The sequence below is a fragment of the Embleya sp. NPDC050493 genome (assembly GCF_044458105.1).
GTDB lineage: Bacteria > Actinomycetota > Actinomycetes > Streptomycetales > Streptomycetaceae > Embleya.
Genome location: NZ_JBITHP010000030.1, coordinates 48650 through 75281 on the forward strand (window position 1 = coordinate 48650; position 26632 = coordinate 75281).

Annotated in this window: 16 protein-coding genes, 1 other RNA gene and 1 pseudogene; 12 read left to right on the forward strand and 6 right to left on the reverse strand. The window is 73.8% G+C overall.

Annotated elements, in window-relative coordinates:
- Positions 1-51: 51 nt before the first annotated feature.
- Complete coding sequence (locus ACIBM5_RS38555) at positions 52-1011, forward strand: hypothetical protein (protein WP_396011380.1); 960 nt, start codon at positions 52-54, stop codon at positions 1009-1011.
- Between the two features lie 31 nt (positions 1012-1042).
- Here the strand turns inward: ACIBM5_RS38555 and ACIBM5_RS38560 are convergent, their stop codons facing one another.
- From ACIBM5_RS38560 to yaaA, 3 genes are all read right to left on the reverse strand, one after another.
- Complete coding sequence (locus ACIBM5_RS38560; protein ID WP_391581592.1) at positions 1043-1732, reverse strand: bifunctional DNA primase/polymerase; 690 nt, start codon at positions 1730-1732, stop codon at positions 1043-1045.
- 285 nt (positions 1733-2017) lie between these two features.
- Positions 2018-2725, reverse strand: coding sequence for a DUF732 domain-containing protein (locus ACIBM5_RS38565; protein WP_396011381.1), 708 nt, complete (start codon positions 2723-2725; stop codon positions 2018-2020).
- A 175-nt stretch (positions 2726-2900) separates the two neighbouring features.
- Positions 2901-3698: a peroxide stress protein YaaA gene (gene yaaA, locus ACIBM5_RS38570; protein ID WP_396011382.1), complete on the reverse strand. Its 798-nt coding sequence runs from the start codon at positions 3696-3698 to the stop codon at positions 2901-2903.
- 285 nt (positions 3699-3983) lie between these two features.
- Here yaaA and ACIBM5_RS38575 point away from each other — a divergent pair.
- Positions 3984-5291, forward strand: a pseudogene (locus ACIBM5_RS38575) (RNB domain-containing ribonuclease); the annotation flags it as partial.
- Positions 5292-5323: 32 nt separating this feature from the next.
- An RNA gene (gene rnpB, locus ACIBM5_RS38580) (RNase P RNA component class A) lies at positions 5324-5733 on the forward strand.
- Positions 5734-6077: 344 nt separating this feature from the next.
- Here the strand turns inward: rnpB and ACIBM5_RS38585 are convergent.
- The 3 genes from ACIBM5_RS38585 to ACIBM5_RS38595 form a co-directional block, all read right to left on the reverse strand.
- Complete coding sequence (locus tag ACIBM5_RS38585; RefSeq protein ID WP_391581589.1) at positions 6078-7229, reverse strand: bifunctional RNase H/acid phosphatase; 1152 nt, start codon at positions 7227-7229, stop codon at positions 6078-6080.
- Complete coding sequence (locus ACIBM5_RS38590; RefSeq protein ID WP_396011430.1) at positions 7226-7969, reverse strand: zinc ribbon domain-containing protein; 744 nt, start codon at positions 7967-7969, stop codon at positions 7226-7228. The genes ACIBM5_RS38585 and ACIBM5_RS38590 overlap by 4 nt, the downstream gene beginning before the upstream one ends.
- A 133-nt stretch (positions 7970-8102) precedes the next feature.
- Positions 8103-8930, reverse strand: coding sequence for a Nif3-like dinuclear metal center hexameric protein (locus tag ACIBM5_RS38595; protein ID WP_396011383.1), 828 nt, complete (start codon positions 8928-8930; stop codon positions 8103-8105).
- Between the two features lie 167 nt (positions 8931-9097).
- On the opposite strand from ACIBM5_RS38595, the gene ACIBM5_RS38600 reads away from it, so the two are divergent.
- The 9 genes from ACIBM5_RS38600 to ACIBM5_RS38640 all read left to right on the forward strand — a co-directional run bounded on the left by ACIBM5_RS38600 (position 9098) and on the right by ACIBM5_RS38640 (position 26496).
- The gene (locus ACIBM5_RS38600) at positions 9098-10414 is read left to right on the forward strand and encodes a PASTA domain-containing protein (protein ID WP_396011384.1); all 1317 of its coding nucleotides are present in this window, start codon (positions 9098-9100) and stop codon (positions 10412-10414) included.
- A 228-nt stretch (positions 10415-10642) separates the two neighbouring features.
- Positions 10643-11407, forward strand: a complete 765-nt coding sequence (locus tag ACIBM5_RS38605; RefSeq protein ID WP_396011385.1) for an SDR family NAD(P)-dependent oxidoreductase — start codon at positions 10643-10645, stop codon at positions 11405-11407.
- An 86-nt stretch (positions 11408-11493) separates the two neighbouring features.
- A complete protein-coding gene (locus tag ACIBM5_RS38610) occupies positions 11494-12756 on the forward strand; it encodes a sensor histidine kinase (protein ID WP_391581585.1) in 1263 nt (420 codons plus the stop codon).
- Positions 12753-13424, forward strand: a complete 672-nt coding sequence (locus tag ACIBM5_RS38615) for a response regulator (RefSeq protein WP_391581584.1) — start codon at positions 12753-12755, stop codon at positions 13422-13424. Before ACIBM5_RS38610 ends, ACIBM5_RS38615 begins: the two co-directional genes overlap by 4 nt.
- 336 nt (positions 13425-13760) lie before the next feature.
- Positions 13761-16823 carry a class IV lanthionine synthetase LanL gene (gene lanL, locus ACIBM5_RS38620; protein ID WP_396011386.1) on the forward strand — a complete coding sequence of 1021 codons (3063 nt, stop codon included), beginning with the start codon at positions 13761-13763 and terminating at the stop codon, positions 16821-16823.
- On the forward strand, positions 16820-18646 hold the full coding sequence (locus ACIBM5_RS38625; protein ID WP_396011387.1) for an alpha/beta fold hydrolase: 1827 nt from the start codon (positions 16820-16822) through the stop codon (positions 18644-18646). Before lanL ends, ACIBM5_RS38625 begins: the two co-directional genes overlap by 4 nt.
- A 79-nt stretch (positions 18647-18725) precedes the next feature.
- Entirely contained in the window at positions 18726-18863 is a 138-nt protein-coding gene (locus tag ACIBM5_RS38630) for a VenA family class IV lanthipeptide (RefSeq protein ID WP_020549100.1), read from the forward strand.
- A gap of 511 nt (positions 18864-19374) precedes the next feature.
- Positions 19375-21144, forward strand: a complete 1770-nt coding sequence (locus ACIBM5_RS38635; protein ID WP_396011388.1) for an ATP-binding cassette domain-containing protein — start codon at positions 19375-19377, stop codon at positions 21142-21144.
- Between the two features lie 3420 nt (positions 21145-24564).
- Positions 24565-26496 (forward strand): ATP-binding cassette domain-containing protein, encoded by a 1932-nt coding sequence (locus ACIBM5_RS38640; protein WP_396011389.1) that lies wholly within the window; start codon positions 24565-24567, stop codon positions 26494-26496.
- Positions 26497-26632: the final 136 nt, after the last annotated feature.

The window sequence follows — 26632 nt, forward strand, 5'->3', positions numbered from 1 at the left end:
TTTCGCGAGATCTCCTCCTGCCCGCTCCCCCGGAAGAGTTGCCGAGTACCGATGCGCATATCCCGCGCGGTGGCCGCGACCGCCGCCCTGCTCGTGACGGCGCTCGCCGCAACCGGCTGTGTCGCCGTCCACGGCTCCACGACGCCCGTCGAGGCCCTGGACCGGCGCGAGGCCGGCAAGGTGCTGCACAACTACGAGGTGCAGAACAACCAGGCCTACGCCAACCGCGACCTGCCGCTCAACGCCCGGGTCGAGACCGGCTCGCTCGGCGCGCTGGACCAGGCCGGTCTGAAGATCCTGAGCTTCACCGACCCGCGCGGGAATCTGGGCAAGGCCCCGATCGCGCACGAGCGGCCCGAATTCCTGATCCCCAAGGTGATCGGCTGGCCCAAGTGGTTCGCCGTGCACAACACGCCGAACTTCAACAACGCCAAGCCGCAGTTGCTGGTCTTCGTCAAGGCGAACCCGGACGCGGTGTGGCAGGCCGCGTGGGGCCCCACCCTGCAGAGCCCGCTGCCCGAGTTGGCCAAGGACGCGGACGGCTATCTCGAACCGGTCGCCCCGACCGCCCCCGGGCTGGCCGCCGCGCCCGGCGAACTGGCGCCCGTCCTCACCGAGTTCCTCAAGGACGGCAAGACGCGCGCGGAGTTGTTCGGGCCCGACCCCTACACCGCGCAGCTGCGCAGGCAGCGGGACGAGCCGATCGGCGAGGGCTTCGTGCGGCAGACGGTGGACAGCGCGGCGACCCAGTTCCCGCCGCTCGCGGTGCGGACCAAGGACGGTGGCGCGCTGGTGCTCTTCGCGCTCCAGCACAGCGTCAAGCTCACCGTGCAGCCGCCGCGCCGGCTCGGCGACGTGGACCCCTCGACGCTGACCTTCCTGGCCGGCAAGCCGACCAGGTCGGTGACCGAGCACCGGCTCTCCGAGTACGTCGCGGTGGTGCCGAAGGCCGGCGGCAAGGTGCAACTCGTCGGGTGGATGTACGGCTTGGTCGGCGCGGACGGCGAATGACCCCCGGACGTGGCCGGGCCGGCCGGCTCGGCTACATCCAGCGCCCGTCGCCGGCCGTCGCCCCCACCGTGTCGCACGCGTCGGTGAGCACGTCCAGCACTCGCAGCGGGTCGGGCAGCGGTAGTTCGGGGCCCCGGATCCAGCGCACCGGCTGCCCCGAGGGGTGTTGCGAGGACGGCACCAGCACGTAGCTGCCCCGGCAGTGCCAGCGCAGGCCCGGATGGGCGTCCAGCGTCTCGGGGTGACAGTCCAACTCGCAGGGCCACCACTCGTCCTCGTCGGCGGGAGTGCCGCGGGTCGCGGTGAAGAACAGCGTGCGTTCGGGGCCGCAGGAGGCCACCGGGCCGATCTCGATGCCCTGCTCGGCGAAGACCGCGAGGGCGATCTCGCCCGCCTGCGCGGGCACGTCCAACACGTCGTGGCCGGCGCCGGTCGCGGTGACGAAGTTGGCCTCGGGATACAACTCCAGCCAGCGCGCCACCTGAACCGGGTCGGTGGACGCCTGGGTCTGCCACGCGAACGAGACGGGGTGCATGCCCGGTGACGGACAGCCCACCCGGTCACAGGAACAGCCGAAACCCACCGGGTGTGCCGCGGGACAGACGGGCCAGCCGCGCTCGACCAGGTCCATGAGCAGTCCGGCCCGCCGGTCGCGCACGGCGTCCGGATCCTCACGCGGTCGACGGCGCAGCCATCCGGCCATTCTGCCCATTCGCTCCATGGAACCCCTTCTTCCGCGTGCGTTTCGTACGCGCCCCACACGGCGCCTCTGCGTATACAACGCGGAAGACCGGCCCGGGCAATCCCCATCATCGCGGGTCGCTCGAGTCGATGTGCCGACAGGGTTCGCAGGTGATCGCAATGACACCTGTCCGGCACGGTGGACCCGCAAGAAATGTACATCGCGGATCGCTTCGGTTCGGCGCGCCGCCCGCAACGACGAGCGCCCCGTTCCCGAACGTCGGGAACGGGGCGCTCGTCGTTGCGGGCGGTCGGCGGGTCGGCCCTACCTGACCTTGCCGTTCTGGTCCGGGCAGAACGCGGCGATCGCGCCGCCCACGACCATGCCCTTCTCCTGCACCGCGCTCACCATGGTGACCTTCATCGCGGCCTCGAGCAGGGTCTTCCCGGACTTGAGGTCCGAGCAGGCCTGCTTGCCCTGGGACACCAGTTCGGCGTCCGGCTTCGACTTCGTCGCCGGGATGAGCATGTGCACCGTGGAGAGGAAGTTGTCCTCACCCAGACCGGTACCGCCGGCGCCCGGCCCGGGCGCCGAGGTCGAATCGTCGTCGGGGTCCGGCGTGGGTGTGGAACTGCGCTTGGCCGACGTCGTCGACGGCGTGGGCGACCCGGACTTCGCGCCGGTGGACGCGCTCGCCGACGAAGTCGAGGCGGCGGAGCTCTTCTTGTCGTCGTCGTCGCCGGACATGCCGATCGCACCGACCACGCCGACGATCGCGAGTACCGCGACCACGGCGACGGCGATCCACAGGCCCTTGCGGTTGCGCCCGGGCGGCGGCGGGTAGCCGGCACCCTGCGGGTAGCCACCCGGGTACTGCGGTTGCCCGTACGGGCCCGGCTGTCCCTGCGGGTATGGCGGCTGCTGGTACTGCCCCGGGTATTGGCCCTGGCCGGGGTACTGCTGCTGACCGGGGTACGGCTGCTGCCCGTACGGCTGGTTCGGGTCCTGGCCGGGCGGCGGCGGGTAACTCACTCATCCCCCATGGATGTCGGATCGTCGACTCCGCCGGACGCGACGCACGAATCATCCAAAGTAGGACGAAATGCTTTGTATTTTTCCTGCGGAGGAAGCGTCAGGATCATGAAACCCCCTTGTTTTGTCAAGGCGGGGCTTGGTTCGACCGCAATTGCTCGGACGTCGACCGCACTCAGATCGCGGCGACCACGACGTCCAGCGCCCAGGGCGTGCCGCCCTGCTTGGGCTCGGCCGTCTCCACGGTCCAGCCCAGTTCGCGCAGCACGTCGGCCAGTTCGGCCGGATTGCGCGGTTCGGCGCCGGAGACCAGCAGGTCGCGGGTCACCCGACCCTTGGTCGCCTTGTTGAAGTGGCTCACCACCGAGCGCTTGGCCACCCCGTCCACGATCCGCTCGTGCAACACCCGCACGGTGGCGGTTCGCTCGGCGACCGCGCCGGTCGGCTTCCAGGCCGCGCCGTACGCCGCCGATCGCAGGTCCAGGACCGTTTCCTCGCCCGCGAGCCTGGGCAACACCGGTGCCATCGCCGCGCGCCACTGGCCGGCGAGGGCGCCGATGCCGGGCAGCCGCACACCCATCGAGCAGCGGTACGGCGGCACCCGGTCGGTCGGCCGCAACGCTCCCCAGAGCCCGGAGAAGACCAGGATCGACCCGGCCGCGCGCGCCGCCGCCGCGCCGGTGAGCGAGGGCAGGTCCAGGGCGTCGTAGAGCACGCCGGTATACAGCGCGGCCACCGGCAGCGCGGGCGCCTCGCGCAGGTCGAGGTTGCGCAGCACCTCGCCGCGCAGTTTCGGGCCGAGACCGAGCACTTCGAGAGCCTTGACCTCGTCGCCCTCGCACAGGGTGATCAACGAATCGAGCACCTGCCGCCGCACGGAGTTCAGTTCCGGCATCGAAAGGCCCGCGAGGTCGAGCGCGGGGCCCGTCCCCGCAGCGGCCTTGCCCTCGGAGGGCGGCAACAACACGAGCACGGGCGGGACTCCAAGCGACGCGGGGGTGGAAGGGGCCGATCGAAGGGAACGATCAAGGGGGGCCGATCAAGTTTATGGGGACGAGCCGGGCCGAACACGACGCCGCGGCTCCGGGCGCGCGGGCGAAAAGCCGTGAAAGTCCTTCGCACCGCAGCGGATCTTTCCTAAGCTCGATCCGTGCCCCGTCGCCATCTCCACATCAGGTCCGCCGACGGCGACCGCCTGCGCGCCGGCTTCACCCGCCTGCGCGCGGACCTCGCACTGCCGGGCCCGTTCTCCCCGGAGGTGCTGGCCGAGGCGGACGCGGCCGCCCGGCGCGGGCCCACGCTGACCCGTCGTGATCTGACCGAGCTGCCGTTCCTGACCATCGATCCGGCCGAGTCGCTCGACCTGGACCAGGCGATGCACCTGGTCCGCACCGACACCGGCTACCGGGTGCACTACGCGATCGCGGACGTGGCGGCCTGGGTCACCCCCGGCGGTGCGCTGGACGCGGAGACCATGCGCCGGGTGGAGACCCTCTACCTGCCGGACGAGCGCATCCCGCTGCATCCGCCGACGTTGTCCGAGGCGGCCGCCAGCCTGCTCCCGGGGCAGGACCGGCCCGCGCTGGTGTGGGTGCTCGACCTGGACTCGTCCGGCGACCTGATCGGCACCGACGTCTTTCGCGCGCTGGTGCGCAGCCGGGTCCGATTCGACTATCCGCAGGTCCAGCACGCGATCGACACGGGCACGGCCGAGGAGCCGTTGGCGCTGCTCGCCGAGATCGGCCGGCTGCGCGAGATGCTCGAAAGCGATCGCGGCGGGGTGAGCCTGCCGATCCCGGAGCAGGAGATCGTCGAGCACGGCGACTCGTGGCGGCTGGAATACCGGGCGCCGATCCCGGCCGAGGGCTGGAACGCGCAGATCTCACTGCTCACCGGCATCGCCGCCGCCGACCTGATGACGTACGCGGGCGTCGGCATCCTGCGCACGCTGCCGCCCCCGCCGCCGGACGCGCTGGCCCAGGTCCGCCGGGTCGGCCGGGCGCTGGACGTGGGCTGGCCCGAGGGCAGCACGTACGGCGCGGTGATCCGCTCGCTCGATCCGGACAACCCCCGGCACGCGGCGTTCCTCCAGGAGGCCACCGGGTTGCTGCGCGGGGCGGGCTACACCGCGTTCGACGCGGGGGTGCCGGAGCAGGCCGGGCATGCGGCGGTCGCCGACGAGTACGCGCACGTGACCGCTCCGCTGCGGCGCCTGGTCGACCGGTACGCGGGCGAGATCTGCGTGTCCCTGGTCGCGGGCACCGACGTGCCCGAGTGGGTGGGAGCCCGGCTGTACGAGCTGCCGAAGGCCATGGAGACCGGCGACCGCCGGGCGCACGAGGTCGAACGCGAGGCGGTGGCCCTGGTCGAGGCGGTCGTGCTCGCCGACCACGTCGGCGACGAGTTCGACGCGGTGGTGGTGGACCTGAACGACCGCGGCGACGGCGGGACCGTACAACTCGCCGAGCCGGCCGTGCGGGCCCGCTTCGACGGCCCGGGCCTGGGTCTGGGCGAGCGGGTCCGGGTCCGGCTGACCGAAGCCGACGACACCCGGCGAAGGGTGCGGTTCGCCCCCGCTAGGATGGCCGGTACGGCGGACGAGTCGGCCGGGCGGCCGCGTCGGGATTCCTCTTCGGAGGGTTCCGCCGAGGAACGTCCGGGCTCCACAGGGCAGGGTGGTCGGTAACACCGACCCGGGGTGACCCGCGGGACAGTGCCACAGAAAACAGACCGCCGGCGTCCTCGGACGACCGGTAAGGGTGAAACGGTGGTGTAAGAGACCACCAGCGCCCGAGGTGACTCGGGCGGCTAGGTAAACCCCACCCGGAGCAAGGTCAAGAGGAGCACCGTCACACGTGCTCTGCGCGAACGTTCGAGGGCGGCCCGCCCGAGTTCGCGGGTAGACCGCTGGAGGCTGTCGGCAACGGCAGTCGTAGATGGATGGCCGCCTCCCCGGGCGCCGCAAGGCTCCCGGGAGACAGAACCCGGCGTAGAGGCCGACTCGTCCGTCGCCCATCCAAGAACGGCCTGTGGCCTGCGAACACGCAGGTCAGGGCCCCTTTCGGCGTGGCCGCCGGAAATCCGGCGGGCCGCGGGGCGCGAACACAGGGCTCGGCCGGGCCGCTTCGCCGGGCGATCCCCGGGGGGCGCCGACCCGCCGTCCCCGGCGGCTCATCGACCGGGGTGCGTCGCGGCAAGACGAAAGCCCCGGCCGGGTCGGCTCGGGGCTTTCGGAAGTTTGGTCCTCCGCGTGGTCCGCCCGGAATCCTACTGGCGGGCACGCTGAAGGCACTGCCGACTATGACACGTCGCGGCGGCGGAGTCAAACTTTTGTTCGACCGCGCCGTTCGGGTCACGTTCCGCGCAGGTGCGCGGTCTCGTTGAACACGCGCAACGACGCGTTGCCGTCCGACCACCACTGGACCGCGCTGATCGCCGCCGCGGACAACTCCATCCGGAACATCGACTCCGGCGGAGCGCCGAGCGCGATTCGCACGAGCGTCTTGATCGGCGTCACGTGGGTGACCACCAGGACGGTCTTGCCGGGGTGTCGCGCGATGGTCTTGTCCCGGGCCACCTCGACCCGGCGGGCCACCTCGGTGAAGCTCTCGCCGCCGGGCGGTGCCGCGTCCGCAGAGGTCAGCCACGCGTCCAGGGCGTCCGGCGTCTGCTCGCGCGCCTCGGCGAAGGTCAGCCCCTCCCAGGCGCCGAAGTCGGTCTCCCGGAAGCCGGGTTCCTCGCGCACCTCCAGCCCCAGCCGTCGCGCCACCGCCTCCGCCGTCTGCCGGCAGCGGCCCAGCGGCGAGGACACGATCGCCTCGATCGTGCCGCGCTCGGCGAACGCCTCGGCCGCGCGCGCGGCCTGCCATCGGCCGCGCTCGGACAGGTCCGGGTCGGCGCCGGTGCCGGAGAAGCGCTTCTGCGGGGTGAGTACGGTCTCGCCGTGCCGCAGCAGGACCAGCGTGGTCGGGCGGCCCAGGTCCGGGCCCCAGCCCGGGGCGGTCGGGCGGACCTTGGTGGTGACCGGCTCGTCCGGCACCGGCTCGGCGGCCTTGGGGGTCGCGAACGCGGTGGACTCCTGCGGGGTCCAGGCCCGGCCCTTGGCCGCCGCGTCCATCGCCTCGTTGGCCAGCCGGTCGGCGTACTTGTTCTGCTCCCGCGGGATCCAGGTGTAGGTGACCTGCCCGGGCGGATGGATGCCCCGGGCCCTGGTCGCCAGGTCGCGCATGTCGGCGTGCTTGATCTTCCAGCGGCCCGACATCTGCTCGACCACGAGCTTGGAGTCGGCCCGCACCTCGACGGTCGCGGTCGGGTCGATCGCGTGCGCCGCGGTCAGGCCCGCGATCAGGCCGCGGTACTCGGCCACGTTGTTGGTGGCCACACCGATCGCCTCGGCCACCTCGTGCAGCACCTCGCCGGTCTCGGCGTCCCGCACGAGCGCACCGTAGGCCGCCGGGCCCGGGTTGCCCCGGGAGCCGCCGTCGGCCTCGACGACGAGCCTCACAGGCCCGACTCGGCCGTGCGGACGAGGATGCGCCGGCAGTTCTCGCAGCGCACGATCGTGTCCGGCGCGGCGGCGCGGATCGCACCGAGGTCGGTGATCCCCAACTCCAGTCGGCAGCCCTCGCAACGACGCTGGAACAGCGGCGCCACGGCCACGCCGTGCGACTGCTCGCGGATCTTCTCGTACAGCTTGATCAGATCGGCCGGGATGGCCGCCGCGATCACCGCGCGCTGCTTGGTGGTGGCGGCTGCCTCGGTGTCGATCTCCGCCTCGGCGGCGGCCCGCCGGGCCTCGGCGGCGTCGCGCGCGCTCTGCGCCTCATCCCGCTCGGCGACCAGCTTGGCCAGTCGGCCCTGGATGTCCTCGCGGTGTTCCATCACCTCCAGGACGACCTCTTCCAGGTCGCCCTGGCGCTTGGCGAGCGAGGCCACCTCGCGCTGGAGGTTCTCCAGGTCCTTGGGCGAGGTGACGTGGCCCGAGTCCAGGCGCTGCTGGTCGCGTTCGGCGCGCTTGCGGACCTGGTCGACGTCCTGTTCGGCCTTGGTCTGGTCGCGGGCCGCGTCGCTCTCCTCGGTCTCGCCCGCGACCACGAGGTCGCGCAGCCGGGCGAGCCGGGAGCCGAGGCGGTCGATCTCCTCGTTCTCCGGCAGCGTGCGCTTCTTGTGGGCGAGCAGATCGATTCGCGAGTCGAGGGCCTGGAGGTCGAGCAGGCGGAGCTGGTCGGCGGGCGCGGCGTTCAGCGGGGGCTCCTTGGATGCGGCTCGGGTGGGCGGGAGGTTGCCTCCCACCCGCCCACCCGGTGCGTTTGTGGTGGGTGGGTTCGGGTTCTGCGGGCGACTGGCGGGGTCGGACCTCATGCCCCCGTCGCGGTGCTCAGGGGTGCGGAGTGTGGAACGTCCATGGGTCCGTGACTAGTTCCGACACGTGGGTTTCCACCGTAGTACCGGTTGCGGCGAGCGCACGGGTGAGTTCGTCGGCCGCGTACGCCAGCCACGGCCACTCGGTGGCCCAGTGTGGGGCATCGAGCAGCGCGGGGCCGCCGTGTTCCAGCGCCTCGGAGGCCGGGTGGTGGCGCAGGTCGGCGGTGACGTAGACGTCGGCGCCGCTGCGGCGGACCGCGTCGAACAGGCTGTCGCCCGCGCCGCCGCACACCGCCACGGTACGCACCGGGCGATCCGGGTCGCCGGCCACCCGCAGGCCGGTCGCGGTGCGGGGCAGCGCGCGGGCGGCCCGGGCGGCGAACTCGGCGAGCGTCTCGGGGACGGCCAACTCGCCGATCCGGCCGATTCCCCGACACTCGCCCGGGTCGGCGGGGGCCGGGTCGAGCGGCGCGGTCACGGTCAGCCCGAGGGCGGCGGCGAGCGCGTCCGAGACGCCCGGGGACGCCGAGTCGGCGTTGGTGTGCGCGACGTGCAGGGCGCACCCGCCGGTGATCAGCCTGTGCACGACGCGCCCCTTGAAGCCGGTCGCCGCGACCGAGTGCACCCCGCGCAGGAACAGCGGGTGGTGGGTGACCAGGAGGTCGGCGCCGCGGGCGAGCGCCTCGTCGGCGACCGCCTGGGTCGGGTCCACGGCGAACAGCACCGAGCGCACCTCGGCGTCCGGGTCGCCGCAGACCAGCCCGACCGCGTCCCAGGATTCGGCCCAACCGGGGTGGTAGATCCGTTCGAGGGCGCTGACGACGTCGGAGAGCTTGGGCACGAAGGGAGGTTACCTCTCCGGGTTGCCGCCCCGGATTCGGGCATCCCGGACGGGAGGTGACACAGTGCACCGGAGTGCCCTCGGATTGTGTGAAGTCGATCCCATCCGAAGCGTTTGTGCGGTAGGCAGGCTCGCACTGTCGTACGACGACGAGGGGGACGACGACGATGGTGCACTGTCTGCTGTGCGGTACGCCGTATCTGGAGACCGACGCGTACTGCCCGGGCGAACAATGCGGCACCGACCTGCACGGGCAGCGCATGGGCGATCCGGAGTGCGCGGTGCAGGCCTGGTGCGAACCTCGTCGGATCACCGCGGCTCCCGGCGAGACGGTGATGGTGGCGCTGACCCTGCGCAACGCGGGCAGCGCGCCGGACCGCTACGACTGCGAACTGCCCCGGGACGTCGGCCGGCGGATCGGCCTGGATCGCCCCGGGCCGCCGGACGTGTACCCGGGCGAGACGCGGGTGTGGACGATCGTCTACACGGTGCCTTCGGACATCGCCGACCAGGTCCCGCCGGGCGGGCTGTTCGGGCTCGGCGAGGTGGGCCGGGACAGCGGGGGCAGCGCCTTCGAACAGACGTCCCGGGTGGTGGAGGAGAGCGACGTCCCGGTGCGGGTGGTCTCCGCCCGGGACATGCGGGTGGCCGCCTGCGCGCCGTTCTCGGTCCGGGTGGTGTCCACCGACCGCGACGACGACTCCCCCGGGGGGCGGGCGGGCGGCGCGCCGATGAATCCGCACCACGACGACCGCGAGCGCCGGCGGGGCGGACGGCGGAGCAGGATCGTCGCCGCCGTGCTCGCGACCGTGGCCGCGATCGTGGTGGCGGTGCTGGTCGGCATGGCGATGGCGGGTTCGGACGACACGAAGCCGGCCGCCAGGACCGATCCGACCGGGGCCGCCCCCTCCGCGACCGCGACCCGGTCGGCCGCCGTGCCGACCACCGAGGCGCCGGTGACCAGCACGCCGGATCCGTCCGACTCGGCCTCGCCGAGCACGAGTACCAGTGTGCCGGGGAAGTTGACGGTGCCGAACGTGGTCGGAATGACCGAGGCGCAGGGCGTCGCGCTGCTGCGCGAGCGGGGCTTCCGCGGCACCGTCAGGGGCACCGGCGGCACCATCGCCTCCACCGACCCCGCGGCGGGGCGCAAGGTCGACCGGGACAAGGCGGAGATCGTCGTGGTGATGTCGGGGGTCAGGACGAGCCCGCCGATCACCCGGCCGTCGACCTCGACGACACCCACCGACCCGGCGTCGTCCTCGGCGCCGGCGACGACCACGGTTCCCCCGCTCTCGGGGCTGACCGTCGCCCAGGCCGGTACCGCGTTGCGGAACGCCCGGCTGGACATCGCACTGCCCACCGGGGCGTCCCGGAACGACGTGGTCACCGGCTCGGATCCCAAGTCGGGCGACGTGGTGCCGGTCGGGACGACCGTGACGGTGAGTGTGGCGACGCCGACGACCGGGGCGGGGCGCAACTGACGCCTGCTCGGCGACGGTGACGGCCGGACGGACGCGGAGGCGACGCGAGCGCGGCCGGCTGAGCGTGCGGGCACGCATGGGCGAAGGACGGGCGCAGCCGACGCTTCCGTGCCGGTGGGCGGTGCAAGGCCCGCCGGGCCCAACTGATGCTTCGTCAGATCCCCTGGTCGACCCCCCTTCCCATGCAATAGCTTGCCTCAGTCAAGAACAGGCGAGGGGAGAACGCTCATGCTGGACCTCACAGGCGCGTCCGCGATCGTCACCGGCGGAGCCTCCGGGCTCGGCGAGGCCACCGCGCGCCGGCTCGCGGCCGGCGGCACCTCGGTGGTGATCGCGGACAAGAACGAGGAGCGCGGCAAGGCCGTCGCCGCCGGGATCGGCGCCACGTTCGTCGCCACCGACGTCACGAACGAGGAGCAGGTCCAAGCCGCGGTGGACGCGGCCGTCGCGCTCGCGCCGCTGCGCGCGCTGGTCTCCTGCGCCGGTACCGGGATGGGCGCCCGCACGGTGGCCCGGGACGGCTCGCCGCACCCGCTCGCCTCCTTCGAGTTCATCGTGCGACTCAACCTGATCGGCACCTTCAACGCGATCCGACTGGCCGCCGCCGCGATGGCCTCGGCCCCGCCGCAGGCGGACGGCGAGCGCGGCGCGATCGTGTGCACCGCCTCGGTGGCCGCCTTCGACGGACAGATCGGCCAGGCCGCCTACGGTGCGTCCAAGGCCGGCGTGGCCGGCATGACACTGCCCGTGGCGCGCGACCTGTCGGCGATCGGCGTGCGGGTCAACACCATCGCACCCGGCACGATGGACACCGCGCTGTTCGCCGCCGCGCCGCAGGAGGTCAAGGACACCCTCGGCCGGCAGGTGCTCTTCCCCAAGCGCATGGGCGTGCCCGACGAGTTCGCCTCGCTCGCGTACGAACTGCTCACGAACAGTTACCTCAACGCCGAGGTGATCCGGCTCGACGGCGGGATTCGCTTTCAGCCGAAGTAGTGGGAATCATCGTGAATCAGGACGATCGGAACGTCGTTCGGCGCCGGCGGTCGGCGCGCCCGCCCCAATGATGTTGGGATGGGGGCGTGAGCGATCCGACCTCCGCGTGGCAGCGCCCCCTGCCCTTCCATCTTCCGGGCCTCGCGCCGCCGATCCGCCGCGACTGTGCGATCGGCGGCGTGGTCCTCGTGGGCGCGCTCGTCCTGCTCGTCACGAACTCCTACCTGATCTGGGGAGCGTGGGACCCGAACCGGTGGCTGCGCCTGCTGCCGCTCCTGCCGCTGACTCTCGCCGAGTGCCATCGCAGCACGTCGCCGCGCTTCGCGGTGTTCCTGGGCCTGGCCTGCGAGAGCGTGGACATCGCGCTCGGGCCCTCCATCGGCGGCCTGATCATGTGGTCCGACGTGCTCTACGCGGCGTGCCTGTACGGCACTTCGCGGCTGGCGTTCGGCCTGCTGTACGGCAATGTGGTGGTGCTGGTCCTGGGCGCGAGCACGGTCTGGGCGGTGACCGGCGAGTTCCGCCTGTTCGTCCTGTCGATCTTCTACATCGGGCTGGTCGGCATCTCCCCCGTGCTCACCGGCTTCTCGGTGCGCGAGCACCGCGAGAAGGCCGAGGTGGAACGGTTGCGCGCGACCCAGACCGCGCGGTTGGCCGAGCTCGACCACCAGGCCGCGGTGGTCGCCGAACGGGCCCGGATGGCGCGCGAATTGCACGACGTGATCGCCAACCATCTGAGCGCGGTGGCGGTCCAGTCCACCGCCGCGCTGTCCGTGAAGAGTCTGGACGAGGCCCGGCTGCGCGAGACGCTGGAGGTGATCCGGGAGAGCAGCCTCCAGGGACTCACCGAGATGCGCCGGATGATCGGCCTGCTGCGCTCGGAGAACACGCCCGAGGAACCGGTGTCGGTACCCCGCCTGGCGGAGACCGATCGCCTCGTCGAGCACGTGCGCCGGGCCGGGCTGATCGTCGAGATCGAGGTCACCGGCGTGGTGCGGGAGTTGCCCACACCCGTCGACCTGGCCGCCTACCGAGTGGTCCAGGAGACCTTGACCAACGCCCTCAAGCACGCCACACCACAGGAGTTGCGGATGGTGTTCGCCTACCGCACCGATGGCGTGGTGATCACCGGCGTCAACGGGATCGACCCCGAGCACGTCACCCGGCTGCCGGGCGCCCGTGCGGGGCTGGTGGGCATGTCGGAGCGGGTATCGCTGCTCGGCGGCGTGTTCGAGGCGGGCCCGCGCGAGGGCCGGTGGCATGTACGGGCCGAACTCCCGTGTGGCGACGATGTGGTGCGCGGTGCCGGAAACAATGCCTCGACGGGGCCGAAGGGTGGGACCGGGTGAGCGACGTCGACACGTTGCGGGTGCTGGTTGCCGAGGATCAGGCGGCGGTGCGGGCCGGGCTGGTGCTGATCCTGGACGCCGCCCCGGGCATCGAGGTGGTGGGCGAGGCCGCCGACGGCGAGGCCGCGGTGGCGCTGGCCCGGTCGTTGCGCCCGGACGTGGTGCTGATGGACGTGCGGATGCCGCGACTGGACGGGATCAGCGCCACGCGCGAGCTGACCGCGGAGGGCCTCGACGTCCTGGTCCTGACCACGTTCGACCTGGACGAGTACGTGTTCGGCGCGCTGCGCGCGGGCGCGGCCGGCTTCCTGCTCAAGACGGTGGACGCCGAACGCCTGGTCGAGGCGGTCCGGTTGGTCGCGCGCGGCGACGGCTTCGTCGCGCCGGAGGTCACCCGTCGGTTGATCCACGCGTTCGCGAGCCCGCCCCGGTCGGCCCCCGCGGACGGGCCCGAAGTGGCCGCGGAGGCGCTCGCGTCGCTCACCCCGCGCGAGGGCGACGTGCTCGCATGCCTGGGCCGGGGCATGTCGAACCAACGCATCGCCGAGCACCTGGACATGGCCGAGGCGACGGCGAAGACCCATGTGAGCCGGATCCTCACCAAACTGGGTCTGCGCAGCCGGGTCCAGGCCGCGATCCTGGCCCAGCAGCGCGGAATCGGCGAGTAGCCCGATCAGCCCATCCCCAGCCGCATGGTTGTCCCCATGCCCTCTCGTTGACCTGCACGGATATCGACGGTTCGGAAATATGCAGATCAACTGACCAATCAACCCTCAACATGGATCGCTTCACTCGAAGGGGTGAAGGCTGCCGCAACTCGTTGAGGTGGCCCGAAAGCGCTGCGTACGGTCATGCCGTCCCGCCGGGGGGAGCGATCCGAGGCGGGGCGGCCACGTCGGCGACCGGGTCGGGTCGCTCGACACCCGTTTCCGGGCACCGGTCGACGAGCGCGACGCGCACCGTCGACCGGGGCGCGCGGGCACAGTCGAGGGGGAAGTCCAGGGATGGCTACGACGACGCGTGGACACCGTGCGGAGCGCACCGGCGGCCACGGCGCGCCGGGGACGAACCTGGTCGACCGCGTCCGTGCCGCGCTCGCCCGGGCTGCGGTGGACCGCGCTCCGCTGGACCGCGGTGCATCGGACCGCGGTCCGGTCGGTGTCCGGGAACAGGGCCACGACGGGCGGCTCGTGCGGCGGGCCGACGTCGTCGGCGCATCGGGTGTGTCCGCTGCGGCTGCCGCTTCCGGCGTGGCCGGCGGGTCCGGTGCCTCCGGCACGGCCGGCGCCTTCGATACGTCGAGTGCGGACGGTGCCTCCGGCGCGGGCGGTGCGGAGGGCGAGTGGGATGTGCGCTCGGACGACTTCTGGTGCACCGTACGACCGCCCGGCCACGCGGCCCGGGCGCAGGGTTGGAAGATCCACGTCAGCGCGCGGACCGGGGATGCCCCGCACGTGCTGGGTCGGGTCTGCGACGTGTTGTTGCCGCGCCGTGTGGCGTTCAAGTTCGCCGGCGACCTGGAGCGGCTGCGAATGCTCAACTCCCGTGAGGCGGACCGGGCCTCGGCGGGCAAGTTCATCACGGTCTATCCCGACGACGACGAGCAGTTCATGGAGTTGGTGGACGCGCTCGACGAGGTGACGCGCGAGCTCACCGGACCGGGCATCCTCTCCGACCGGCCGTGCCGACCGGGCAGTGTCGTGCACTACCGCTACGGCGGCTTCGGCCGGCGCGCGGTTCTCGGCAACGACGGCGGCTACCGCGCGGTGCTCACCGACCCCGACGGGGTGGCGGTGGACGACGCCCGGGAGGCCTGGTTCACACCGCCGGCGTGGGCGCCCGATCCGCTGATGGCGCGGGCCCGTTCGGCACCCACCACGAAGCCCGCGGCGTCGTCGACACCGGGCGTGCTGATCGCGGGTCGCTTCGCGGTCACCTCGGCGCTGCGGCACTCGGCCAAGGGCGGCGTGTTCCTGGGCCGCGACACCACCGACGACACCGCCGTGGTGGTCAAGCAGGCCCGCGCGCACATCGAGGTGGACCGCTCCGGGCGGGACGCGTGCGCCGCCCTGCGGCACGAGGCGGTGGTGATGCGGCGCCTCGCGCACACCGGCCTGACCCCTCGGCACGTCGCGCTGGTCGAGGAGGCCGAGACGATCTTCCTGGCCCAGGAACGGGTGCCCGGCGAGCCGCTGCGCACCTGGGTCGGCCGGCATGCACAGAACCCGGACGTGCCCTGGACCCTGGCTCGACCCGTCGTCCTGGAACTGATCCGGGCGGTCGAGACCGTGCACGCCGAGCATCTGGTGATCCGCGACCTGTCGCCGACGAACGTGCTGGTCGCGGCGGACCACTCGGTGCGCCTGGTGGACCTGGAACTGGCCGCCGAGATCGGCTCCCGGGCCGGCGCGGCGGGCACGCCCGGATATCGCGCACCGGAGCAACGCCCGACCGCGGACGGCGGACACCGGGTGCACCCCGCCGCCGACCTGTACAGCCTGGGCGGCCTGTTCTTCCTGCTGGCCACCGGCGCCGACCCGGTCCTGCCCGAGGACGTCGGCGCGAGCCGCGACACCGTGGAACGCCTGGGCGCATGGCTGGACCTGGCCGCTCGGCACGGAGGGACCGCACGGCGCCTCGCGCCCGCGATCCGCGGCCTGTGGCACGAGGATCCGACGGAGCGTTGGTCGCTGGAGCGGGTGCGTGCGTGCGTCGCGGAGGCGGCCGACGACGAGTGTGGTGTGGCGAAGGCGGGGCCGGACTCGGGCTCGGGTGCGGATGCGAGCCTCGGTGTGGTCGCGCGGCAGGACGAGCCGGACGGGCCGCGGCCGCATCCGGACACCGAGGGCGACAAGGTGCCGCCGCATCCGCTGCCGCCCGAGGACGACGCGCTGCTCCTGGACGGGCTCGCGCACCTGGTCGCGACGATGACGCCGGGGCGGGTGGATCGGCTGTGGCCGATGACGGCCGGCGCGGCGGCGATGGATCCGTGCAGCGTGCAGTACGGCGCGGCCGGGGTGCTGGGGGTGCTGGCCCGGGCCGCGCACACCACGACGCTCGAACCGCGGCTGCGCTACGCGCTGCATCGCGCGGTCGAGGACGGCGCGGTCTGGCTGCGCGATCGGGCCGCGGCCGAAGCGGTGGTCCTGCCCGGCCTGCACTTCGGCCGGTCCGGGACCGCGTGGGCGCTGTACGACGCGGCGGCGCTGCTCGGGGACGCGGACCTCGCCGCCTCGGCGATCGAGACGGCGCTTCGGGTACCGATCGTGTGGCCCAATCCGGACGTCTGCCACGGCGCCGCCGGTGCCGGTCTGCTCCAGGCGCGAATGTGGCGGGCCACCGGCGACGAGCGGTTTCGCCAACGCACGCTCGCCTGCGCCGACGCGCTGCTGGGTGCGGCCCGGCAGGCGGGCGATCTGACCCTGTGGCCGGTCCCGAAGGACTTCGATTCGCGTCTGGCCGGCGCGGCGCACCTCGGCTTCGCGCACGGCGTCGCCGGTGTCGGCACGTTCCTGCTGGACGCGGCGCTGTCCACCGGTCGCGAGGGTTTCCTCGACGGCGCGCGAGCCGCGGCGCGCACGCTGACCCGGACCGTGCGCACCGACGGCGACACGGCGTGGTGGCCGCAGGGCCCCGGCGATCCGGCGGGCGTACGGCTGGCCCACTGGTGCAGCGGTTCGGCCGGCGTCGGCACGTTCCTGATCCGGATGTGGCAGGCGGACGGCGATCCGCAACACCGCGCCTTGGCCGAGCGCGCGGGCGCGGCGGTGCACCGCGCACGCTGGCACTCGGGCACCACCGCGTGCCATGGCCTGGCGGGCAACGGCGAGTTCCTGCTCGATCTGGCCGAGGCGCTGGACGACTCGACCCATCGCGCGCACGCCGTCGACCTCGCCGAGCAACTCCGCGCCCGGACCGCGCTGATCGACGGCCTGCGGGTGCCCGCCGACGAGAGCGCGATCGGCGTCTCGGCCTCGTACGGCACCGGCACGGCGGGTGTCCTCGGCTTCCTGTTGCGGCTCGGCCACGGCGGCGCTCGGCTCTGGTTGGACGGTGAGGACGCATGAGCACGATGGTGACGACTCGGCCGCTGCGGCGGATCAGTTGGTCGTTCGCGGCCGACGGCGGGCATGCCGCGTGCCTGGCCACCCCCGGCGACGGCACGTGGCGGGTGGAGTCCTGGTCGTTGCGGCCGGGCCGGGCCGGTGGCGCGCTGCCGGTGGGCACCGGGGCCCCCGAGCGGCTGCACAGCCAGTTGCTCGCGCTGCCGGACGGCCGGGTGCTGGTCTGCCGACACCAGCCGGGGCGGCACGAGTTGGCCCTGCTGGAGGCCGACGACGCGGGCAGCGAACGGCACTTGGCCACGGTCCGGTTGCCGGGCCTGCGGTTGTTGCCCTATCCCGGCCCGGACGCGCTCGCACTCGCGCTCGGGGCGGACACGGCCCCCTCGACCACGGTGTGGCTGGTCCGCGAGGACGGCCGGTTGGATCCCGCGGCGGAACTGTCGGCGCTGTACAGCGGTGGGGTCTGGTTGGACCCGGACGGACGGCGGCTCGCCTTGGACGAGGTGCGGGACGGCCGGATCAAGACCGTCGCACTCGACTTCGACACCGCCACGGTGCGGCCCTTCCTGGAATTGACCGAGGAGAGCAACGACCGGTTGTTGCTCGCCGATCCGGTCGGCGGTCTGCTGGTGATCGCCAGCGACGCGCCGGGCACCGATCGGCTCGGTTGGATCCGACTGCCCGCCGATCGTGGGCAGTTGCCGGGCCGGGTGCGCTTCCCCGAGCTGGTACATCCGGCCGACGCGCAGGTGCGGCCGATCGCGATCGCGCCGGACGGCCGCCGGGTGGCACTCCAGCTGGACCGCGGCGCGATCTCCCGGTTGGCGGTGTGGACCCCCGAGGACGGCACGCTGGTGGAGGCGGCCACCCCGGACGGTTGTCTGGGCGCGGTCGGCCGCTGGACCGAACAGGGCTTGCGCATCCCGTACTCCGCGCCGGACCGACCCAGTTGCCTGGCCCGAATCGACCCGGAGCAGCCCGGGTCGTGGCGCCAGGACGGCGAACCGGGTCCGTTCATCGGGTTCGACGACGCGGCCCGCCCGGTGTGGCGGCCGGCCCACCTGGAGTTGCTGGTCGGCGGCGCCGGCCCGATCGAGTCGATCGTGTACGGCGGCCCCGACTGGCGCAGCGCGCACCATGTCCTGCTCGCCCTGCACGGGGGTCCGGCGGCGGCCTGGCGGTTCGAATTCGACCCGCTCCTGCAACAGCTCGCGGCGGCGGGCATTGCGGTGGTGGCGCCCAATCAACGCGGCAGCACCGGCTACGGCGCACGCTTCGCCCGCGAGTTGCACGGCGCGTGGGGCGGCCCGGATCTCGCCGACGTAACCGCGATCGGGCGCACGATGGGCGCCGAGCGGGCCGCGTTCGGGCTCGCCCCGCCGGCCCTGTTCGGAGTCAGCTACGGCGCCTACCTGGCCCTGCTGGCCGCGTCGTTCGCGCCGAACGTGTGGTCGAGGTGTCTGGCGGTGGCGCCGTTCCTGTCCGGGCCGAGACTGATCGCCGAGGCCTCGTTGCCGATCCGCGCGCTGATGACCCGGCTCGGTGGCGACACCGAGTACGCCGACGAGCAGGGCCCGCGCGACGTGGTCGCGGTGTGCGAACGCATCGCCGTACCACTGCTGTTCGTGCACGGCGACCGGGACGACACCATCCCGGTCGGCCAGTCCCGGACCCTGCGCCACACCCTCCTCGGGCTCGGCCGGGTCGAGGGCACCGATTTTCGCTACCTGGAGCTTCCCGGTCTGGGCCACGAGGTCCTGACCGGGGATGGGGCACCCGATCTCCACGCGCGCCTGACCGGTTTCCTGCAAACCGGCCGGGTGTGACGACAGGGGGGAACCGCCCCGCAACACCCGTCCCGGGCAACCGCCCGCGACGGCAGCACCGTCCCGAAGGAGATCCACCATGGAGCACATCGAGACCGACCTCGCGGCCCTGCAGCAGCTCCCCGAGACCGAGTCGGTCGAGCTGGGCGGGCACGGCGGCAACGGGTGCCAGTTCACCTGCCTGCTGGTCACCTGCCTGATCTTCACGATCAGCTAGTTCCGGCGCCGCTCGTCCGGCCGATCGGCCGGTGGGCGCGTCGACGGACGGATGTCCGCTCCGGCGGGCCGCTGTTCGTCGCGGTGGGCCATCGCCCGGGTGGGCCGTTATCCACTTCGGTGGGCGGTTGTGCACCTCGGTGCACGGGTGGTCGACCCGGTAAGCACGAACCCGGGACCGGGAGTTCCTGCCGGAATCAGGAGCTCCCGGTCGCGGGCCGATCCTCAGCATGACAATCGCGGACGGTTCCCGGGTGGCGGCGCGCCGCCACCTCCCGTACTGCCTTCTTCGTACTGCTCCTATTCCTACCGCGTTCTTCTTCCTACCGCGTTCTTCGTCGTACCGCGTTCTTCGTCGTACTTCCTTCTTCCTTTCTTGCTTCGTCGCGGCCGGAATCCCTCGTCGTCGCGACGGGGATCCCTCTTCGTCGCAACGGGGATCCCTCTTCGTCGCAACGGCGCCGTCCGGGCGCCGCCCTGTTCAACGGTCCGCGCATCCGAGGAGTCACGCTGTGGCCGGTGTCCCGATAGCCACGCAGGCCGCCGCCCCGACCCGGGTGGATCGCACCGGCACGGGCTTGCGGGCCGCATTGCGGACCGCGCCCGGGCCGACTCTCACGCTCGCCCTGGCCGTCCCGGCCGGTTCGATCGCCGCGCTGTCGTTGCCCGCGGCCGTGGCCGGTTCGGTGGACGCGGTGGTGCGCGGCGATTCCGCGTCGGGGCCGACCCTGCGGCTGGTGGCCGTGCTCGTACTGGGGCTGCTCGCCGGGCTGGCGACCGAGGTGGCCGGGCCGGGGCTGGCCGCCGAGCTGACCGCACGGTTGCGCCGGCGGCTGGCGGTACGGGTCACCGATCTGGGCACCGGGGCGCGGAATCCTTTTGCCGCCGGCGACGTCACCTCCCGGCTGGTCGGCGCGGCGCCGGACGCGGCCGGTCTGGTCCCGGCGCTGCTGGGCACCCTCGGCGCGCTGGTCACCTCGATCGGCGGGATCGTCGCGTTGGCGCTGATCGATCCGTGGCTCGCGGTCGGCTTCCTCGGCGGGCTGCTGCCGGGCCTGTTGGTGGTGCGGCTGTTCATGACCCGTGCGACCGACCTGTTCACCCGCTATCAGGTGGTGCAGGGCGGGCTGGCCGCGCGGTTGACCGACGCGCTCGCGGGGGCCCGTACGATCCGGGCCTGCGGTACGCGAGATCGCGAGATCGCCCGGATCCTCGCCCCGCTGCCCGAGTTGTCGGCGGCGGGGTACGGCCTGTGGCGGGCCCAACGCAACGCGGTGGCCCAGGTGTTGCTGCTCGCTCCGATGGTCGAGTTGACCGTCCTGTCGACCGCGGGATGGCTGCTCGCGGAGGGCCGGATCCCGCCCGGTCAACTGGTCGCGGCGGCCGGGTACGCGGCGCTCGGGCTGGGCTTCCTGGAGCAGGTCGAGGCGCTGGTCGGGGTCGCCCACGCGCGAGCCGGGCGGGCCCGGGCGGCACAGTTGCTCGCGGTCGAGCCGGCCGCGTTCGGGACGGCACGCACCCTGCCGCCGGGGCGCGGCGAGTTGACCTTCCGGCAGGTGTGCGTACGGGTGCCGGAGCCCGGTCGGGATGCGCACCGGGTGGTCTTGGACCGGATCGACCTGACGGTGCCGGCGGGTGCGTGTGTGGCGCTGGTCGGGGCCTCCGGCTCGGGCAAGTCGACGCTGGCCGCACTGGCCGGACGGTTGCGCGAGCCGGACGAGGGCGAGGTGCTCCTGGACGGGCTGCCGGTGAGCCGGTTGGCCCGCGGCGAGTTGCGCCGCGGCGTCGCCTACGCGTTTCCCCGGCCGGTCCTGGTGGGTGCGGACCTGGCGGGGGCACTCGCGTACGGGCGGCCCGGGGCGAGTGCGCAGACGGTCACCCGGGCGGCCGAGATGGCGTTCGCGGACGACTTCGTCCGCCGGTTGCCGGCCGGCTACGCGACCCGTACCGAGGGCCTCGCGCTGTCCGGCGGCGAGGTGCAACGGCTCGGCCTGGCCCGGGCGTTGGTGCAGGACGCGCGGGTGCTGGTGCTGGACGACGCGACCAGCGGGCTGGACACGGTCACCGAACACCGCATCCACGAGGCGTTCCGCACCGGCCTCGCGGGCCGCACCCGATTGGTCGTCGCCCACCGCGCCGCCGCGGCGGCCGACGCGGACTTCGTGGTCTGGCTGGACGCCGGCCGCATCAGGGCCGTCGGCCCCCACGCGGACCTGTGGAGCGACCCGGCCTACCGCACGGTGTTCACCACGACCGACCCGACCTCGGGAGCGGGCCGATGAGGGGCACGGGGGCATGACGCACGGCGGTATTGGGGGCAAGGCGGCATGAGCGAACCGCTCGACGAGCGCGCGGCCGACGACGCGGCACGGGACGAGGCGACTGCGTGGCCGTTGCCCGGGGCTGCGGGAGGGGGCGCCGAGGACTCGGCCGCCGGGGCCGATGCGTGGCCGCTGCGCGGGACGGTGAGCAGGGACACCGCGGACGCAGGCGACGGGGCACGGGATGCCGGGGGCGAGCAGTCGACCACCCCGGCAGCGGGACCTGGCGTCGCGCGCCGCCGTGGCGACGAGGCGCCGGATGCCGCGACCGGGCAGCCGACCAGGCACCCGACGACGGGCCCGGGCGCCGGATGCGGTGACGACGGGGCACGGGATGCCGGGGGCGAGCAACCGACCACCCCGGCAGCAGGCCCGGGCGTCGCGCGCGGTGGCGACGAGGCGCCGAATGCCGCGACCGGGCAGCCGACCAGGCACACGACGGCGGGCCCGGGCGCCGGATGCGGTGACGACGGGGCACGGGATGCCGGGGGCGAGCAACCGACCATGCGGGCAACGGCGGCGGCGGACGGTGCGTGGGCGGTGCCGAGCAAGGTGCCGCCGGGTGACACGGCGGCGGTCGGCGGAGCCGCACAGGTGGGGGCCGCGGCGGAGCGGTCGGGGGTGGGGCGGGTCGCGGGAGGCGCGTCGGCCGAGCGGCCGGGGCGGGCTCCGGTGGAGGGACGTAGCGGCGAGTGGGCTTGGTGCTCGGCGGTGTCCGTCCACGCGACGCACGCACCGTTTCCGAGGGCCGGCCAACCATCGCCGACCACGGCCACCGACGGGAAGCCGCCCGGCGGGCCGACCGGGATCGAAGGGGGAAGCCGGATGACCGACGACGGACCACGGCCCGCGTCCCGCGCGGACGACCGGGCACACGACGATGGTCCGCACGGCGCGGACTCCGAGCGGGATACGGCACACGCGCAGGCGGCGGCGGACGCCCCTGCGCCGGCCGCGTCCCCCGATCGGAACGCACGGCGGTGGCGCCCCCGGAACCCGTGGGGACGCGCCGGCCGACGACAGGTGACGCGGGCGAGCGAGGCTCCGGACGCCGGCAACAACTCCCCACCCGATTCCGGCACCGATACCCCTGCCCGTGGTGAGCGGCGACCGGTGCCACGGGCGGACATGGACCCGGACGCGAGTGGTAGCCCGCCGCACCGCTCCGAGGAGGCCGGCAACACGGCGGAGGCCCCCGGCACGGGGCTGCGGCGGCACGTGGCGTGGGCCCGTACGGTCCCGGAGACGGACGAGGATTCGCCGGGCGGCCCCGAGAAGGCCCGCCGCGCGGCGGAGACGCCCGGCCGCGTCGGGCGCCTCCGCGTGTTGTGGGCAGGAACCCGCCCGCAAGCGAACGAGGATGCGCCCCGCGACCCCGAGAACACACACGGCGCAGCGGAAGCACCCGGCCGAGGCGGGCGTCGGGGTGTGCCGTGGACAGGCACCCGCCCGGGGACGAACGAGGATGCGCCCCCCGACCCCGAGAACACACACGGCGCAGCGGAAGCACCCAGCCGAGGCGGGCGTCGGGGTGTGCCGTGGACGGGCACCCGCCCGGAAGCGAATGAGGATGCGCCCCCCGACCCCGAGAACACGCACGGCGCAGCGGAAGCGCCCGGCCGCGTCAGGCGTCGGCGCGTGTTGGGGGCAGGCACCCGCCCGGAAGCGCCCGAGGGTTCGCCCCGAGACCCCGAGAACGCCCATGGTGCGGCGGAAGCGCCCGGCCCGGGCGGGCGGCGGCGCGTGATGTGGGTCGGCACGACAGCCACGAATCCCGATGGCGGGCCTCTGCCGGTCCGGGAGAGCGCGGGCGACACCGTCGCACCGCCCGGCAAGGGTGGGCGGCGGCGTGTGGCACGGCCCGGCGGAGACGCCTCACCCACCGAGGACGTCGGCGACACGACGGAGGCCCCCGGCCGGGGAGGGCGGCGGCGCCTGGTGTGGGCCGGCACCGACCCGAGCCTCGACGGCGGCTCCCCGCACGGCCACGAGGACGCCGCCGACGCCGCCGAAGTGCCCGCCAGGAGTGGGCGGCGGCACGTGGCATGGCCTGGGGCGGGACCGGAGCCGGACGGGGCCTCTGCTCGCGGCCCTGAGGACGACAAGGACACCGGAGTCGGGGCCGATGACCGGGGTGGCGAGCCGGGCCCGGCCGGGCCCCACGCCCGCCCGACGACGGAGGGAGACTCGTCGCTGCCCGCGCACGCAAAGATGCGGGACGACGACGCGGCCCCCGACCCGGGTAGGCGGCGAGTGGTCTGGGCCGGCTCGAATCCGAATCTCGATGGCGGGCCCCTGCCGGCCCGGGAGAACGTGGGCAACGCCATCGCAGCCCCCGGCGAGGGACGGCGGCGGCATCTGGCACGACCCGACGTAACCGCCGAGGACTTCGACGACGCGGAGACCCCCGGCCGGGGCGCGCGTCGGCGCGTGATGGGGACCGGCGCCGACCCGGACGCGGATCAGAACTCGTCGTCGGGCGCCCCCGAGGGCACGCGTGGTGCGGCGGAGGCTTCCGGGCGAGAGGCGTGGTGGCGGGTGGTTCGGGTGCGAGGTGAGGCGGCGGCGCGTGCGGACTTGCCGCGTGGCGAGGAGAGCGATGAGGGCGCATCGGGGGGCAGGCGTCGCCAGGGGCGTGGTCGTCGGCGGGCAACGGGGCGGGGATCAGAGGGTGTTCCGCCGGCTCGGGAGCGTACGGGTGATCCGGCTCGGGTCGCGGTGCCGACCCCGGCCGATGCGTCGGGTGGTGCGCCGGCCGGTGCACAGAGCGGTGCGTCGGGCGGTGCGTCGGAGGCCGGTGGAGGCATCCCACCGACCCGGCCTGTGACCGATTCGGCCCGGTTCGGCGTGATGTCGGCCGTGCCGTTCGCGGGCGCCCGTGCCTCGGAGGGTGACCAAGTTGCCCCTTCGGATGGGGCATTCGTGGCTGATCCGGATCGACTCGGGGTTCCGGCGACGCCGCCTCCCGCCGACGGGCCGTCGGACCGCTCGGACTGCGACGCGCCCGTCGCCGGCCCGACTCTCCCCGGCGTACCGGCCGCGCCGGCTCCCACCGACGGGGCGTCGGATCGGTCGCCCTCCGGCGCACCCGTGTCCGACCCGACCCCGCCCGGCGTGCCGGCGACATCGACTCCCGGCGACCGGCCGTCGGGTCCGCCCTCCACGGCGGTTCGGTTCGTGGGGGCGGTCGGTTCGGCGCCGACGGGTGGGGCCGGGGGGACGGGCCGGGCGCCCACTCGGCATCGGCGACGGGCTGTGGGCGGGGGCAAGGGTGCTCGCGGGGCCGGCGCGGCCCGGGGGTGGCGTGGGCGGCCACGGGCAGCGGTCGTTGACGACGCGGACGGGGCAGGGTCGGGGCGCTTCGCCGACGATCCGTCCGCCGTGCCGCGGAGGCGGCGGCACAGTGCCGGGCCGTACGGGGGTGGCCTGCGGGCCGGACAGGCCCTGTTGGTCGCGCTGTTGCGCGAGCGGCGGCAGCCGTTGGTGCACGTGTTGGGGTGGTCGGTCGCGGAGGGGATTCCCGCGCTGCTCTCGGGTGCGTTGCTCGCCGCCGCGCTCGATCGCGGGTTCCTGGCGGGCCGGCTCGGCGTCGGATTCGTCCTGCTCGGCGTGCTCGCGCTGGCCATGCTGATCCGCGCCGCCGCCACGTACGCGATGTTCCCGCACCTCGCCGCCGTCGTGGAGCCGATCCGGGACACGCTGGTACGCCGGGTGGTGTCCGAGGCGGTGCTCGACGCGACCTCCGGACGCCCGGACGCGGGGCGGCACGCGGATGCGGCGGTGGCCCGGTTGACCGAGCAGGTCGAGAGTTGCCGCAATCTGACCGCGTCGCTGTTGCGCACGCTGCGCCAACTCGGCGTGACGATCGTGGCCGCGCTGCTCGGCCTCGCCGTGCTCGCGCCGCTTCTGCTGCCGCTCGTGTTGATCCCGTTGGGACTCGCCGCGTGGTTGTTCGTCCGCCTGTTGCCCCCGCTGGCCCGACGGCGGCGTGCGTTGGTGCTGGCCGACGAGGAGATCGCCGCCCGCACCGGCCGGACCGTGGCCGGTCTGCGGGACGTGGTCGCGTGCGGAGCGCAGGACCGCGTGGTCGCCGAGCTCGGCACCGCCGTGGACGCCCAGGCACGCGCCGCCAAGCTGCTCGCCCGCGCCTCCTCGGTACGCCTGCTCGTGGTCGCCCTCGGCGGCCAACTCCCTCTGCTCGCCGTGCTGGTCACGGCGCCCTGGTTGGTCCGGCGAGGCACCCTGAGCACCGGCGAGGTGGCGGGCGCCGCGCTGTACCTGGCCCAGCACCTGGAGCCCGCCGTGCGCGCCGCGACCGCGACCGTGGGCGGCTGGTTCCTGGAACTGCTCGTGGTCGCCGGCCGCCTGGCCCGGACGGGCACGGCCGACCCCGCACCGGTGCCCGCCGCCCGTACCGCGTCCGACGCGCTCGACCCACTCGACGCGTCCGACCCCGACGACTACTCATCCACCCCGGACCCGCCGGACCCGCCGAACACCACCGGCGCGCCGCCCTGCCTGGTCCTGGACCGCGTCACCTTCGGCTACGGCCCGTTCGCCGAGCCGGTCGTGCGTGACCTGTCGATGACCATCGCCCCCGGATCACACCTGGCCGTGGTGGGCCCGAGCGGCATCGGCAAGTCCACCCTCGCCGCGCTCCTGGCCGGGCTGCTGCCTCCGGACCAGGGCACGGTCTCGCTCACCGGCGTCCCGTTCGCCGATACTGCGCTCACCGGCCGACTCGGGACCGCCCCACCCCGCGGCAGCGTCGCGGTGGTCCCGCAGGAGGCGTACGTCTTCGCCGGTTCCGTGCACGAGAACCTCGGCTACCTCGACCCGGACGTCACCCGCGCCGCGTTGGACCGCGCCGTGCGCCTGGTCGGCGCGGCCGAACTGGTCGCCCGGCTCGGTGGCTATGACGCGCGCATCGCCGACCCGGGCGCGTTGTCCGCCGGCGAGCGCCAACTGATCGCGCTGGCCCGCACGTACCTGTCCCCCGCGCGCTTCGTGGTCCTCGACGAAGCCACCTGCCACCTGGACCCGCCCACCGAGGCGCTGGCCGAGGCGGCGTTCGCCACCCGCGGGGGCGCGCTGGTGGTCATCGCGCACCGGATCGACTCGGCGCGGCGCGCGGACCGCATCCTGCTCATGGACGGCAATCGGCCGATCCTGGGCACGCACCACGAACTGCTCGCCGAATCACCGCTGTACCGCGACCTGGTGGGCGCGTGGGAGCACCGCCCGAGCGACCCGGTCGGCTGGTTCGAGCACAAGCCCGCCCGGGCCGACGCGGACACGCAGGACCTGGCCTGACCGACCGCGGACGCACCGGACCCGATCCGAACCGAACCGACCGCGAACGCGCACGGACCGATTCGAACCCACCATGGGGACGCGTGGACCGGGTCCGACCCGACCACGGACACGCATCGACCCGACCCGAACCCAC